The 15,061-nt window shown below is 40.5% G+C and carries 12 protein-coding genes and 1 tRNA gene; 12 read left to right on the top strand and 1 reads right to left on the bottom strand.

What is annotated here, in order from left to right:
* The first annotated feature begins 5 nt into the window (after positions 1-5).
* Positions 6-1,235, top strand: coding sequence for a glutamate-5-semialdehyde dehydrogenase (locus ASL19_RS00420; protein WP_006279052.1), 1,230 nt, complete (start codon positions 6-8; stop codon positions 1,233-1,235).
* 28 nt (positions 1,236-1,263) lie between these two features.
* Here the strand turns inward: ASL19_RS00420 and gcvP are convergent, their stop codons facing one another.
* Positions 1,264-4,164, bottom strand: a complete 2,901-nt coding sequence (gene gcvP, locus ASL19_RS00415) for an aminomethyl-transferring glycine dehydrogenase (protein WP_057176843.1) — start codon at positions 4,162-4,164, stop codon at positions 1,264-1,266.
* 115 nt (positions 4,165-4,279) lie between these two features.
* Between gcvP and ASL19_RS00410 the strand changes: the two genes are divergently transcribed.
* The 11 genes from ASL19_RS00410 (at position 4,280) to ASL19_RS00360 (ending at position 14,470) form a co-directional block, all read left to right on the top strand.
* A complete protein-coding gene (locus ASL19_RS00410; protein WP_057176842.1) occupies positions 4,280-4,951 on the top strand; it encodes a pentapeptide repeat-containing protein in 672 nt (223 codons plus the stop codon).
* Positions 4,952-5,118: 167 nt separating this feature from the next.
* Positions 5,119-5,943 (top strand): SDR family oxidoreductase, encoded by an 825-nt coding sequence (locus ASL19_RS00405; protein WP_057176899.1) that lies wholly within the window; start codon positions 5,119-5,121, stop codon positions 5,941-5,943.
* A 9-nt stretch (positions 5,944-5,952) separates the two neighbouring features.
* On the top strand, positions 5,953-7,311 hold the full coding sequence (gene trmFO, locus ASL19_RS00400) for an FADH(2)-oxidizing methylenetetrahydrofolate--tRNA-(uracil(54)-C(5))-methyltransferase TrmFO (protein ID WP_006279048.1): 1,359 nt from the start codon (positions 5,953-5,955) through the stop codon (positions 7,309-7,311).
* Positions 7,312-7,385: 74 nt separating this feature from the next.
* Positions 7,386-7,458: transfer RNA gene (locus ASL19_RS00395), tRNA-Arg, on the top strand.
* 434 nt (positions 7,459-7,892) lie between these two features.
* Positions 7,893-8,543: a dTMP kinase gene (tmk, locus tag ASL19_RS00390; RefSeq protein WP_006279047.1), complete on the top strand. Its 651-nt coding sequence runs from the start codon at positions 7,893-7,895 to the stop codon at positions 8,541-8,543.
* A 16-nt stretch (positions 8,544-8,559) separates the two neighbouring features.
* On the top strand, positions 8,560-9,501 hold the full coding sequence (gene holB, locus ASL19_RS00385) for a DNA polymerase III subunit delta' (protein ID WP_057176841.1): 942 nt from the start codon (positions 8,560-8,562) through the stop codon (positions 9,499-9,501).
* 467 nt (positions 9,502-9,968) lie between these two features.
* A complete protein-coding gene (locus ASL19_RS00380) occupies positions 9,969-10,469 on the top strand; it encodes a DUF2231 domain-containing protein (RefSeq protein WP_006279045.1) in 501 nt (166 codons plus the stop codon).
* Positions 10,466-11,074: a DUF2231 domain-containing protein gene (locus tag ASL19_RS00375; protein WP_057176840.1), complete on the top strand. Its 609-nt coding sequence runs from the start codon at positions 10,466-10,468 to the stop codon at positions 11,072-11,074. The genes ASL19_RS00380 and ASL19_RS00375 overlap by 4 nt, the downstream gene beginning before the upstream one ends.
* A gap of 60 nt (positions 11,075-11,134) precedes the next feature.
* Entirely contained in the window at positions 11,135-12,076 is a 942-nt protein-coding gene (locus ASL19_RS00370; RefSeq protein ID WP_057176839.1) for a cytochrome c oxidase subunit II, read from the top strand.
* A 42-nt stretch (positions 12,077-12,118) separates the two neighbouring features.
* Complete coding sequence (locus ASL19_RS00365; protein WP_057176838.1) at positions 12,119-13,792, top strand: cbb3-type cytochrome c oxidase subunit I; 1,674 nt, start codon at positions 12,119-12,121, stop codon at positions 13,790-13,792.
* Positions 13,793-14,470 carry a heme-copper oxidase subunit III gene (locus ASL19_RS00360; protein ID WP_082604625.1) on the top strand — a complete coding sequence of 226 codons (678 nt, stop codon included), beginning with the start codon at positions 13,793-13,795 and terminating at the stop codon, positions 14,468-14,470.
* Positions 14,471-15,061: the final 591 nt, after the last annotated feature.

Raw genomic sequence — 15,061 nt, 5'->3', positions numbered from 1 at the left:
AGTACATGAACATTGCCAAACGTGCTTATCATGCTGCCATCAAATTAGGTACAACTAAAGGTGCGGAACGGAGTCGCGCCGTTTTGGCAATGGCCAGGGCACTAAAATGCTCCTTTGATGATATTCTGGAAGCCAATACCCTTGATTTGGAAGCAAGTAGGGAAATGGCAGTTCCAGAATTAATCCTGGACTGGCTTAAACTTACCCCTAGTCGCTTGCAAGCAACCGTGGATCTGCTGGAGCGATTGGGGGAACTATCCGATCCCCTACGACGGGTGAGAACTGCTGATTATCAACAGGAAGATTCTCAAAGTTATACCCAACTTATGCCCTTGGGTGTAATTGGTTTTATTTATGAGGCTTTACCGGAATTAGGGGCCATTGCCGCCGGTTTTTGTCTGAAAACTGGTAATAGCCTTATTCTCAAGGGAAGTACGGAAGCTAGTCATTCCAATAGAGCGATCGCAGAAATTCTCCAAACGGCGATTTTAGATGCGGGTCTCCCTAGTGGTTGTGTAGAATTAATTACAGCAGAACATGGTACTTCTATCAGGGATTTAGTGACTCAGGAAGACTATTTAAGTTTGGTTATTCCTTATGGACGTTCCAGCTTGATTCAACAAGTAGTTAGACAAGCAACCTGTCCCGTATTAAAATCAGCTATGGGGAATTGTTACCTTTACTGGTCTTTAAATGGGAGCTTAGAAATGGTACGATGGATGGTCTTGGATAGTCATGAAAGCGAACCGGATCCAGTAAATGCTATTGAAAAGGTTTTAGTCCACCGTCAGTCCTTACCATCCTCCCTATCTGCACTGTGGAACAGTCTAAAAGACAGGGGTTTTCAACTCAAGGGAGATGGCGAACTAGTACAAGCTTTTCCCCAACTGCAATTGGTTCAAGATGAGGAATGGGGAACTCCATATTTAAATAAGACCATCGCTTTCAAATTGGTAGATACCCTAGATAGTGCGATCGCCTGGATTAATCAATATAGTAGTAGTCACGCGGATGCTATAGCCACAGAGTCTTACCAAGAAAGCAGACAATTTGCCTTAGGTGTTAACAGTGCATCCACATATATCAATGCTTCTCCTCGATTTGCTCGTAATTCTTCCAGGGGAGATGCGGTGTTTTTGGGAATGTCAAATCAAAGAGGTCACAGGAGAGGTTTCATTAGTTTAGAAACTTTGACCACTGTGAAACATATTATTCAGGGGAATGGGAGATTTTAGAGTAGGAGGGGATAGCCCTCCTACTATTTTACATGTACGAATCTAAAGGTAAACAAGAACAAACAAAATTGCGATCGCCAAAAGCGGCGTCTATCCTACCTACACTCGGCCAAAACTTAAATTGACGAGTCCAGTCCGTAGGGTAAGCAGCTTGTTCGCGGGAGTAACAGTGGTTCCAATCACCAACAATCAAACTTTGTATAGTGTGGGGGGCGTTTTTCAAGGGATTATCTTCCGGATTCATAATACCAGACTCGAGGTGCAAAATTTCCTGACGAATGGCAATTAGTGCATCACAAAAACGGTCCAACTCAGCTTTCGACTCACTTTCCGTAGGTTCAACCATGATTGTTCCTGCTACAGGCCAAGAGACCGTAGGAGCGTGAAAACCATAGTCCATGAGACGTTTAGCAATATCATCCACCTCAATGTTTGCTGATTTTTTTACTCCTCGCAGGTCTAAAATACATTCATGGGCGACAAAACCATGTTTACCCTTATATAAAACAGGGTAAAAAGATTCCAATCGCTTGGCAATGTAATTAGCATTCAAAATAGCGATTTTGGTTGCTTGAGTTAGGCCATCTGCACCCATCATAGCTATATACATCCAGGAAATAACCAAGATACTGGCACTTCCCCAGGGTGCAGCAGAAACCGCACCGTGGTCACTATCTAATTTAACCACAGAATGACCTGGTAGAAACTCCACCAGATGGGGAGCAACACCAATGGGACCCATTCCTGGACCACCACCACCATGGGGAATACAAAAGGTTTTGTGTAGGTTCAAATGACAAACATCCGCACCCAAATCACCGGGACGACAAATACCCACCTGGGCATTCATATTAGCTCCATCCATATACACCTGTCCACCATGTTGGTGAACTAGGGCACAGATTTCCTGTATAGTTTCTTCAAACACCCCATGGGTTGATGGATAGGTAATCATTAAAGCGGCCAGTTCACGACTATGTTTTTGTACCTTGGTGCTTAAATCTCCCAAATCGATATTACCACATTCATCACAAGCGACAGCTACCACCTTCATACCACACATAACTGCACTTGCGGGATTTGTGCCATGAGCAGATTGGGGAATTAAACAGATATTGCGGTGTCCTTCTTGTCTGCTTTGATGATATTCACGAATGACTAATAGTCCTGCGTATTCTCCCTGAGAACCAGCATTAGGTTGTAAAGATATAGACGCAAAACCGGTGATTTCTGCTAACCATGTTGCCAATTGTTGAAAGAGGATTTGATAACCTCTAGTTTGGGTAATTGGTGCAAAGGGGTGAATTTTGCTAAATTCCGCCCAACTAACAGGAATCATCTCCGAAGTAGCATTTAACTTCATAGTACAGGAACCTAAGGCAATCATAGAAGTTGTCAATGATAAATCCTTAGTTTCCAACTGATGTAAATACCGCAGTAATTCAGTTTCAGAATGGTGACTATTAAATATGGGGTGGGTAAGATAGGGACTAGTGCGAATTTGACCCAGATAGGAATTAGTTTCCCTAATTTCTTCAACTTTGAAGGGGAAACCATACCCATCCCCTATTCCATTAGCAAAAGCGAAAATCTGCCACAAATCTATCACATCTGTAAAACTTGTGGTTTCATCCAGGGAAATTCCTATATCCCCATCATCAAAAATCCGCAAATTGATGTTTCTCTCATCTGCAGCTATCAGGAGTGTTTCCAAACTCCTATTTCCTAACCCCACACGCAGGGTGTCAAAGAAGTTCCTATTCAGGACTTCATAACCCAATTTTTCCAGTCCTGCTGCTAAATCCTTAGTCAGTTGATGAATATTTTCTGCAATCTTTTTCAGTCCATTGGGACCATGATAAACTGCGTACATACTCGCCATTACCGCTAAAAGTACCTGAGCTGTACAAATATTGCTAGTAGCCTTATCGCGACGAATATGTTGTTCACGGGTTTGTAAAGCCAAACGATAGGCCAGCTTACCGTGAACATCTTTAGACACCCCCACAATTCGCCCTGGAACTGACCGTTTATACTCCTCCTTAGTAGCAAAATAAGCCGCATGAGGTCCACCAAAACCCAAAGGAATACCGAATCTCTGGGTACTTCCTATGGCAATATCCGCTCCCAATTCTCCTGGTGGTGTCAATAAGGTCAAACTCAATGGATCTGCTGCTATGGTCACCAATGCACCCTGAGCATGGGACTGGGCTATAAACTGGCGATAATCGTGAACTTTACCATCTGTTCCAGGATATTGGAGAATAGCACCAAAAATTGGCTCAGCAAAATCAAAGGTTTGATGATCTCCAATAATGATTTTAATTCCCAAAGGTTTAGCTCGGGTTTGGAGCACATCAATGGTTTGAGGGTGACAGGTGCTGGAAACAAAATAGTTAGAGGATTTGTTTTTGCACACACCATAACTCATGCTCATGGCTTCTGCTGCTGCTGTTGCTTCATCTAATAGAGAAGCATTAGCAATTTCCAATCCAGTTAAATCAATGATCATGGTTTGGAAGTTTAATAGTGCTTCCAAACGTCCCTGGGCAATTTCTGGTTGGTAAGGAGTGTATGCTGTATACCAACCAGGATTTTCTAAGATGTTCCTTTGAATCACTGGGGGAGTAATACAGTCATAATACCCCATACCAATGTAAGAGCGGTAGATTTGATTTTTATTGGCTATTTGTTTGAGTTTAGCCAGTGCTGTATGTTCAGGTTGTGCAGCTGGTAGGTTCAACTCCTGAAAAAAGCGAATTGAGCTGGGTACTGTTTGCTCAATTAATTCCTCTAAGCTAGATAGACCCAAGGAGTTTAGCATCTGGTGAATATCACCTGCTTTCGGTCCAATGTGTCTACTGACAAACTCTCCCAGTGGAGAGGTAGTTTCAGTCGAAATCTGACGATAAGTGGGATTGGCTACCACAAATTATGCTCCCAATGCTATGGTTTAATATATTCTAATGATTTTGAAATATTAGGGAAGAGGGAGGTTCATTTTCTTCTGAGCATGTCAATTGATTTTCTACTAATAAATCATCATGAGCGAACTGGAGCGTTATTACACACTATTAGACTTAGAGCCTGGTGCAACCATAGAAGAGATTAACCAAGCTTACAAAGATTTAGTTTTTGTTTGGCATCCTGATCGCCTACCTAAGGATAATCACCGCTTACAGAAAAAAGCCCATGATAAGATCAAGGCCTTAAATCAAGCACGGGAAAAATTACGCTCCTTTCAAGACCAGTCTCAACCTGGACATAATTCTGAGCCACCTACATCCAAAAAGTCCCCTTACCCACCACCACAGACTAACTATTACCGACCAAATCAACACCCTCCCCAAAATCCCGATCTCAGTGGTAGAGATTTTAGCCATGCTAACCTCAGCAATAAGGACCTATCAGGTAGAAATCTTAGCTATGCCAATTTAAGTGGATCTAATCTTAGTGATACTTTTATGCACAAGGTTAATCTTAGAGGTGCAAATCTATCAGGAGCTAATTTATTCCGAGCCAACTTACTATTGGCAGATTTAAGAGAGGCAAACTTACGTTCAGCCAATTTAATAGGTGCAGATCTCAGCGGTGCAGATCTGCGAGGTGCTGACCTAACTGGTGCTAGAATGCGCTCAGGGGAGCGTCTCCTGGTCAAGCTAGTGGGTGCAAACCTTACAGGAGCCATTATGCCTGATGGTGCAATTTATGGTTAAATAGAAAAGAGTATCCTGTATAACGGAAATTGTGCTTTTCATTTACATATCATGCTAAATCCTATTCCTAAAAAGTATCAGCCACAGGTAGTAAAAATAAGCACGCTGCCAGTAACCGCAAGGTTGGCATGAGTAAGGTTAAGTATTTTTTTGGTGTGTAAATGATTATGAATGTAGCAATTATTGGTTGTGGGTATGTTGGTTATGCGGTTGCTAAGTTTTGGCGGCAAAATCCGAGTTTTAGGGTTACTGTAACTACTACCAGTGAGCATAAAGTCTCAACCCTACAAGAAGTAGCAGATGCAGTTGAAGTCACTATGGGTGATGACCAAGTCGTTTTAAATAGGGTTTTAAAAAATCAAGATGTGGTTCTATTAGCTGTAGGTGCTAAAAGTAGTAGCAGTTATGAAAAAACCTATTTGGAAACTGCTAAAACAGTAACCTCTTTAATAAAATACCATCCTAAAATTAAACAATTAATTTACACAAGTAGTTATGCGATTTATGGTGATAGAAACGGTGTGTGGGTAGATGAGGAGACACCACCAGCTCCACCCAATTTGAACAGTCAGATTCTTGGCAAAACCGAGGAAATTTTACTAGCAGCAGCAACGGAGAATCTGCGCGTTTGTATTTTGCGGTTAGGGGGAATTTATGGACCAGGAAGAGAACTAATTAAAATATTTAGCAGAACAGCTGGCACAACCCGTGAGGGAAATGGCGAGGAAATCACCAACTGGGTACATTTGGATGATATTGTGAGAGTTGTAGAATTTGCCCGTTGGCAACGGTTACAAGGGATTTATAATTTAGTAGACGACAGTCATTTTACTAGTCGAGAACTCATTGATGGTGTTTTAAAAACTCATAATTTGCCCAATGTAATATGGGATGCTACCAACAAAAGTACTCGTCAGTATAATACCTGGGTTTCTAACCAAAAACTCAAGGATGCGGGTTATCAATTTATTCATCCCCATATTGTTTTATAAAATACGACTATGATATTAGAACTCATAAAAGAACCAATACAAGTAATAGGCGGTGGACTTGCAGGCACAGAAGCAGCATGGCAAATAGCTCAAGCAGGAGTACCCGTGATTCTACACGAAATGCGTCCCCAACGCTTTAGTCCCGCCCATCATACGGAAAACTTAGCTGAACTAGTGTGTAGTAATTCCTTTGGAGCTATGGCAAGCGATCGCGCAGCTGGGTTACTGCATGAAGAACTGCGACAACTTGACTCTATAGTTATTAGTAAAGCGGATGAACATGCAGTACCAGCGGGTGGTGCTTTAGCGGTAGACAGGGGAAAATTTGGAGAGGATCTCACCCAGACCTTAGCCAATCACCCTTTGATTGATTTACGACGAGGGGAGGTAAAGGAAGTTCCTGCGGGGATAGTGGTTTTAGCCTCAGGACCACTAACCAGTCCCCAATTATCCGCTGATATTCAACAATTCACGGGATTAGAATATCTCAACTTCTTTGATGCTGCTAGTCCCATAATAGTAGGGGATTCCATTAATAGGGATATTGCCTTTATGGCTTCCCGTTATGACAAAGGTGAGGCGGCCTATTTAAATTGTCCCATGAGTAAACAGCAGTATTTAGAATTTCGGGAAGCACTTTGCCAAGCGGAACAAACAGAATTAAAGGACTTTGAAAGAGAGACAGCGAAGTTTTTTGAAGCCTGTTTACCCATAGAAGAAATGGCACAAAGAGGGGAGGACACCATGCGATATGGTCCCCTGAAACCGGTGGGTTTAACAGATGAAAGAACTGGAGAGCGTAACTACGCAGTAGTACAGTTACGACAAGAAGATAAAGCTGGCCAACTATGGAATATGGTAGGGTTTCAAACCAATTTACGTTGGGGGGAGCAAAAACGGGTGTTTAGAATGATTCCCGGTTTGGAAAACGCCGAGTTTGTTAGATTGGGAGTAATGCACCGGAACACTTTTTTAAACGCGCCCCAGTTAGTTTTACCGACCCTGCAATTTAAACAACGACATACCCTACTAGCAGCAGGACAACTAATTGGTACGGAGGGTTATACCGCTGCATCTGCTGGTGGTTGGCTAGCAGGGACTAATGCGGCAAGAATTGCCCTAGGGAAGGAACCTCTCACCCTACCGAACACCACAATGATGGGATCTTTATTTGAGTTTATTAGTGGTGCAGCGCCCAAGCATTTTCAACCCATGCCACCCAATTTTGGCATAGTTCCAGATTTGGGCGTTAAAATCAAGAGCAAACCAGAAAAATACGGGCGTTATCGAGATAGATCATTAGCGGATTTAGATGAGTGGAAGTCCCAATATTTTTCTTCCTTGAGTGGGAATCTTAACAATTCTTAATAAATTATTGGTGAAATAATTCCAGCTAACCAGTAAAACCGTGTTACAATGGCATTATACTTTTGGGAGTATGAGGGCGCGTGGCTCAGTGGATAGAGCAACAGATTCCGGTTCTGTGGGTCGGGGGTTCAAATCCCTCCGCGCTCGCTTAATGTAAATTGCCAGATTATTTGTCCGCGATAAAAACCTATGAAAAAGGCTTGAATACAATCCAAGCCTCTTATATATACCAGGTGTTTACCATATATCGATAAGTCTACGTTCTATTTTCTGCTATTTCATCTATCCAATGGAAGTGTACAAACTTAGTTTTTCAACATATAGCCATACAATGTCTATCAACTAAGTTTATAGCGTTTTGGCTAAAGCTATACTTTAGGAAGATGAGATTATATTTTTATCAATCTAAATTAATAAGCATGGTAAACACTTGGTATATATCTAGGCTTGGTCAACAACCAAGCCTTTTCATTATGATATATAATTGCCATTGTAGCACATAATCTAACCGCAAGACCCTTTCCTAAGCATTCTTCCTCGATCTATAATGTGGTCGTTTTCAAACCACAAATACTATAAGTATGATAGGTAAGTTAATTGTCTTTGAGGGAGTGGAAGGATCAGGTAAAACCACTCAAATGCAAATGTTGGCGCAGTGGTTACAAACCCTGGGAATTTCTTTTTTGCTAACTCGCGAACCAGGAGGAACACACCTGGGACAAAATTTAAGAAAGTTGCTGCTGGAAACATTTTACGAGCAACCACTGGACGAAATGGCAGAGCTGCTATTATATACAGCAGACCGTTCACAACATGTTAGCAGTATTATTAAACCAAACTTAGCAACCGGGAAATATATTCTGTGCGATCGCTATACAAATTCCACTGTTGCTTATCAGGGGTATGGTAGGGGGTTAAACATGATTATAATTGACCAACTTAATCAGATTGCTACTGGAGGTTTAGAAAGTGACCTAACCATTTGGTTAGATATAGATGTAGAGATAGGACTAAGTCGTAAACGTGGTCAAGCAGAACTGGATAGAATGGAGCAAGAAACAATAGAATTTCACCATCGTGTGCAAGAGGGATATAATAAAATAGCTAAAAACCATCCATCGAAGATAATTCGGGTAGATGGTAATCGGGAACCGGAATTAGTCCAGGAAAACATCAGGAAAATTTTAATTGACAATTTGTTTGTAAAATCGTTGGTGAACACTACTGCTTAGACACCATTCCATTTTCATGTTTGAAGAACTGATAGGACAGCAACAAGCCATAGAACTATTAACTGCATCCGTGAAACAAAACCGTATTGCACCAGCTTACTTATTTGCGGGGAAGGATGGGGTAGGGAGAAGTTTAGCAGCAACGTGTTTTATCCAACTACTGTTTGCTGGTTCTAGAGATGGTGAAGAATTGTCCGTTTTAAAAAACCGTGTTAGTCAAAGAAATCACCCAGACTTATTCTGGGTAGAACCCACCTATCAATATCAAGGAGAAAGACTAACCGCAGCACAAGCAGCAGAAAAAAAGGTTAAGCGTAAAGCACCACCGGTAATTAGATTGGAGCAAATTAGGGAAATCTCTCAATTTTTATCCCGTCCTCCCTTAGAGTCTGTACGTAGCGTGGTAGTAATAGAGCAAGCAGAGGCTATGGCTGAATCTGCTGCTAATGCTCTACTAAAAACTTTAGAGGAACCAGGAAGAGCAACTTTAATCTTAATTGCACCTAGTCCGGAATCTATTCTACCCACATTGGTTTCCCGGTGTCAAAAAATTCCCTTTTATAGGTTAGACAGTAGTAGTTTAACTCAGGTGTTAACCAGAACAGGAAACCTAGAGATTTTAGAACACCCAGAAATCTTAAACCTAGCTGCGGGGAGTCCGGGAAGTGCTATTTTGGCTCACCAACAACTACAAAGCATTAATAGCGAATTACTCCAGGAAGTAAAAAAATTGCCCACCTCATACTTACACGCCTTGGAATTGGGTAGAAGAATTGATCGGGAGCTAGACACGGAAGGACAGCTATGGTTAATTGAATACTTACAACAGTATTATTGGCAAAAAACACATAAACCACAGATTATTCAAGAATTAGAAAAGACTCGAAAAAACTTGTTGTGCTACGCTCAACCGCGACTGGTTTGGGAATGTACATTTTTAGCAATTTTGCGAGTATAGACCTTTTTTGCGATGTGTCATGGATCCATCTATAGAAAGCTACCAAAACTATACTTTACCAAGCAAAGCAATAATTCTTAAATGTAAAATAGTAGACATCAAAATATTTTCTTTGTATTTCATAATAGCTACATCCAGTGAAGTTGAATATCATGGCTATCTACCATTTTGTCAAACTTTTAGTTTTGACCGAGTTATGATGGGTTAGCGTAACCCATAAGGTATTTTTAAAAAAATTAGAGGACAAAAAGTTACGCAATACCGCAATACAAGGGTGTCCAATAATTATGACTTGTAACCACAAAATGCTGAAAAATCACTAGGGAATCAATCTAAAAGTAACGCTAGATGAACAGAATAAAAGCACAAGAATATGAAAATCTGGTAGTGACTGATGAATATAGCTCAGCGAAAATTGGTGCCAGCTGTAAATACTGGACGAGCATCTAACTAAAGAGGAGAAATTAATGTTTGAGTATTTAACCTCATTGAACGACCACAATTTACCCTATCCAGATCCACTCCATCCGATTGTGGTTCACTTCGTAATTGCCATGATATTATTTGCATTTTTTTGTGATGCAGTTGGCTTTTTCACAGGAAAAACCAGATTTTATGAAGTGGGATTTTGGAACTTGTTTGTAGCTACAGTTTCTATTTTCATAGCAATTATTTTCGGTCAGTTTGAAGCTGGTTTAGCCAAACCCTACAATATTGTGAAATCAGTTTTAAACTACCATACCCTAATTGGTTGGTCACTGTCAGGAATTTTAGCTGCAATCACAGCTTGGCGTTATGTACTGCGTGCGCGTAATCCACAAAAATTGCCGGTGCACTATTTAGCTGTGGGATTACTGGTGACCATACTAGTAGGTTTTCAAGTATATCTAGGTGATGAACTGGTATGGGTTTATGGCATTCATACAGTACCAGTTGTGGAAGCAGTAAAGGATGGAATCTTGAAATGAATTCAGAACTAATTGATCAAGTAAGTGCTCAAATGGGAGCCAACGGATTACCCTACACAATCCCCATTCATCCAAATCTAGTTCACCTAACTTTAGGACTGTTTATCATTGGAGTTATTTTCGATTTAGTAGCTGTTCTATTTCCTATAGACCACTTCTTGTTTAAATCTCTGGGTTTAACTGTCAACCGAGCTCAATTATTTGAAGTTGGTTGGTACAACATGGTAGCTTCATCTGTAATTACATTTTTTACAGTTGCTGCGGGTTTTTATGAAATGTTATTAGCCACTCCACCGGTGAACCTCAAGAGTTCTTGGGGAATGCAAGCTATGGAAACCATGATGTGGCATGGTGTAGGTGGTGTTTTCTTATTAGCCTTAATGGTAGGAATGACCTTTTGGAGAGGATGGCAACGTTATATAACCTATAAAGATGCCGATATGCAGGTAGGTTGGAGTTATATTTTTGCCGGAGTTTTGATCATGGTAATTATGTACGCGCATGGAACTCTAGGAGCCCAATTAGCAGCAGAATTTGGTGTACATAATACGGCAGATAATTTGTTGAGAATGGGAGAGGATGTCAACAGTGTATTGGGGAAATAGTTAACCTATTCTATTTGCCTATTGCCCATTTTCTCTTAGTAAATTCACCCAGACATAACTATGAATATCCGGTTAATTGTGAATATTTTTCTTGTGATGACTCTAGGAATATTCATCACCTTCCTGAGCATCTTTATTGGTAAACAATCCTATTCTTGGTTACCACCGCAAGCTGCAGCTGAATCACATTTGATAGATAATCTATTCAGTTTTTTAGTAACCATAGGAGCCTTTATTTTTCTGGGGGTTACAGCAGCAATTTTATATTCTGTCCTATTCCATAGAGCCAGAATCTATGACTTTACTGATGGTCCACATATCGAAGGAAATATTACCCTAGAAATTATTTGGACTGCTATTCCCATCATGTTAGTCCTATGGATAGCAACCTACAGTTATCAAGTTTATGAAACTATAGGAATCCAGGGACCTGGTCACTTATTACACTTACATAATCCTCTTCCTATCCAACTTAGCTTAGGAAAAAAAGAGCAAGAACCAACCGCAACAAGTTTAGATAAACCTCTGGAAAACATAGATGTAGTTGCTAAACAATGGGCTTGGATATTTAGCTATCCTCAACAGGGTATTACTAGTACGGAACTGCATTTACCCAGCAATCAACGTGTACATTTAGCACTGCAATCAGAAGATGTACTCCATGGTTTTTATATTCCAGCATTTCGAGTTAAACAGGATATTGTTCCTGGTAAAACTATAGACTTTGAATTTACCCCAACTCTCATTGGTAAATATAGTCTTACCGACTCTCAATATAGTGGTACTTACTTTGCGACTATGGAAGCAAAAGTAATAGTCCAAGCACCAGAAGATTATGAAAACTGGTTAAAGAAAGCAGCTAGTCAAAGTCCTACAGCTGCTCCCAATCAAGCAGCTACAGAATATGCTCAGACCCACAATAAAAACATCCAACTGGGTTGGAAAACTGTTCCACCTGCTGCACCTCCAGTGGTCAATTTCGTGGGTGATAGTCATCTTTAAGTTCAGCTAATATCCAATTTGTAAAATGTAACATCTAAAATCATGACTAACATATTACTTAATCTTGGTGGTGAATCAAATCATCACCCAACACCAACTCACTGGAAAACCTATTTCACCTTTAGTACAGACCATAAAGTCATAGGTATTCAATATCTAGTAACTTCCTTTATTTTCTTTCTTGTCGGTGGAATTTTCGCTATGATTTTGCGGGGAGAACTAGTTACTCCCGAATCTGACTTAATAGATCGCACGGTTTATAATGGGATGTTTACCATGCACGGAACAGTGATGCTGTTCCTATGGACATTCCCCTCCCTTGTAGGTCTAGCAAACTATCTCGTACCCATCATGATTGGTGCGAGGGATATGGCATTTCCCCGTCTCAATGCAGCTGCTTTTTGGATGGTTCCTGTGGTGGGAATTTTACTCATGTCCAGCTTTGCAGTTCCCGGTGGACCTGCTCAAGCTGGTTGGTGGGCCTATCCCCCAGTCAGTTTACAAAATCCTACTGGCAATTTAATTAATGGTCAAGTTCTTTGGTTATTAGCTGTAGCTATTTCCGGTGTTTCCTCAATTATGGGCGCAGTGAACTTTGTCACCACCATTGTCAAAATGCGTGCCCCAGGAATGGGGTTTTTTAAAATGCCTTTGTTTGTTTGGGCAGTTTTTAGTGCTCAAATTATTCAATTATTTGGACTCCCTGCTTTGACAGCTGGAGCAGTAATGTTATTGTTTGATTTAACAGTGGGAACGGGATTTTTTAATCCTATTAATGGTGGTAATCCAGTTATGTTTCAACATTATTTCTGGTTTTACTCCCATCCTGCAGTTTATGTGATTATTCTCCCAATATTTGGTATTTTTTCAGAAATCTTTCCTGTTTATTCCCGCAAGCCATTATTTGGATATAAGGTAGTGGCTATTTCTTCCATGTTAATTGCGGTGGTTAGTGCTATTGTTTGGGTACACCACATGTATGTGAGTGGAACTCCTGGTTGGATGCGGTTATTGTTCATGCTGACTACTATGTTTGTCTCCGTTCCTACGGGAATTAAGGTATTTGCTTGGGTAGGAACGATTTGGGGAGGCAAAATTAAATTAACCACTCCTATGTTGTTTGCGCTGGGTGGTTTAATCATGTTTGTTTTTGCTGGGATTACTGGGATTATGCTCTCGTCGGTTCCCATTGATGTTCATGTGAATAATACCTATTTTGTAGTGGGACATTTCCATTATGTACTATATGGAACGGTAACTATGGGAATGTATGCTGCTATTTATCATTGGTTCCCCAAAATGACTGGAAGAATGTTTAATGAGGGTTGGGGAAGGGTGCATTTTTGGCTGGCATTTATTGGTACAAATTTAAACTTTTTACCTATGCATCCTCTGGGTTTGCAGGGGATGTTAAGAAGAGTTGCTTCCTATGCACCAGAGTACACGTTTTGGAATATTTTGGCTAGTCTGGGAGCATTTCTGTTAGGAATGTCCACTTTACCATTTATTTTCAACATTTTAGTTTCTTGGTTAGACGGTGAGAAAGCTCCACCTAATCCTTGGCGAGCTATAGGTTTAGAATGGCTCATTTCTTCACCTCCATCGGTAGAAAATTTTGAAGAAATTCCTATCATTATTAGTGAACCATACGGTTATGGTAAGTCGGAACCATTAACCGCTAATCTGGAGAATTCTACCATGGAAATGGTTGAGTAAATATCACCTCACCTGAAAGGGGCGAAAACGCCTCTTTCTTTTCTTGAAAAAACCTATTTCTATAACCATTATCTAAGGAGAACTATCATGGAAAGCTCGCTCAACAATCCTATTCAATCTCAACATGGTCATGATGAAGAAGGCAGTAAAATGTTTGGTTTTATTGTTTTTCTACTTTCGGAAAGTGTCATATTTCTCAGTTTTTTTGCTGGTTATATCGTCTATAAAACTACCAATTCCAATTGGCTTCCTGCTGGGGTGGAAGGACTGGAAATAGTAAGTCCCACAATTAACACAATTATTCTGGTTTCTAGTAGTTTTGTAATTTATTTGGCTGAAAGACGTTTACAAAAACATGATTTACCTGGATTTCGATTATACTTATTAGCCACAATCGCTATGGGTACTTATTTCTTATATGGTCAATATGTGGAGTGGAGTCAACTAGAATTTGGCTTTACTTCCGGTACATTCGGCGGTATGTTTTATTTATTAACGGGATTTCATGGGTTACATGTTCTCACAGGTATTCTATTGCAGTTGATAATTCTCATGCGCTCTTTTCTTCCTGGCAATTACGATCATGGTCACTTTGGGGTAAACTCAACCTCTTTGTTTTGGCACTTTGTTGATGTTATTTGGATTATTCTGTTTGTACTTATCTACGTTTGGCATTAAGCCATTCTTATTCCCTCCTCGACGCTACCTAAGTGGGTGGGTGGAATTAAATCTAAGATGAACGTAGGTTGGGTTGAAGTATGAAACTCAACGCCCCCATGGGTCTCGCGACCCATCCTACAAATAATTGTGCCTCCCTACTTAATGTGGTCTTTTTTCAACCACCAATATTTGATATTCGGATCGACAACCCCCTTCATAAGAGCGATCGCATTTTTTAGTCCCCTCTCCGAATATTCCATCAACATCTCATATTCCTGGATAGACAATCCCGTTCATAAGAGCGATATATTCCATCAACATCTCATATTCCTGGATAGACAATCCCGTTCATAAGAGCGATCGCATTTCCCAACCCCCCTCAAATATTCCACCAACCCTGTATTACGCGCCAGAAAATTTTCCATTGGGGGGTTGACTACTTGACTTGACAATGATATATTTTCATCATGGGAATCTGTGTGCCCATATAAGGTCTTTTTTCAACCACCAATATTTGATATTCGGATCGACAACCCCATTCATAAAGGCGATCGCATTTCCCAACCCTCCTAATATTCCACCAACCCTAATATGTATTACGCACCAGAA

Source organism: Cylindrospermopsis sp. CR12 (assembly GCF_001432185.1).
Taxonomy (GTDB): Bacteria; Cyanobacteriota; Cyanobacteriia; order Cyanobacteriales; family Nostocaceae; genus Raphidiopsis; species Raphidiopsis raciborskii.
Note: the sequence above shows the minus strand (reverse complement) of the source record. Positions and strands in the feature narration are given on the sequence as shown.

Excerpts from the sequence above, each read along its gene's own strand:
- ASL19_RS00365 (WP_057176838.1), top strand. The coding sequence starts at position 12,119 with ATGACTAACATATTACTTAATCTTGGTGGTGAATCAAATCATCACCCA.
- tmk (WP_006279047.1), top strand. The coding sequence starts at position 7,893 with ATGATAGGTAAGTTAATTGTCTTTGAGGGAGTGGAAGGATCAGGTAAA.
- ASL19_RS00405 (WP_057176899.1), top strand. The coding sequence starts at position 5,119 with ATGAATGTAGCAATTATTGGTTGTGGGTATGTTGGTTATGCGGTTGCT.
- holB (WP_057176841.1), top strand. The coding sequence starts at position 8,560 with ATGTTTGAAGAACTGATAGGACAGCAACAAGCCATAGAACTATTAACT.
- ASL19_RS00380 (WP_006279045.1), top strand. The coding sequence starts at position 9,969 with ATGTTTGAGTATTTAACCTCATTGAACGACCACAATTTACCCTATCCA.
- ASL19_RS00370 (WP_057176839.1), top strand. The coding sequence starts at position 11,135 with ATGAATATCCGGTTAATTGTGAATATTTTTCTTGTGATGACTCTAGGA.
- trmFO (WP_006279048.1), top strand. The coding sequence starts at position 5,953 with ATGATATTAGAACTCATAAAAGAACCAATACAAGTAATAGGCGGTGGA.
- ASL19_RS00375 (WP_057176840.1), top strand. The coding sequence starts at position 10,466 with ATGAATTCAGAACTAATTGATCAAGTAAGTGCTCAAATGGGAGCCAAC.
- ASL19_RS00420 (WP_006279052.1), top strand. The coding sequence starts at position 6 with ATGAACATTGCCAAACGTGCTTATCATGCTGCCATCAAATTAGGTACA.
- ASL19_RS00410 (WP_057176842.1), top strand. The coding sequence starts at position 4,280 with ATGAGCGAACTGGAGCGTTATTACACACTATTAGACTTAGAGCCTGGT.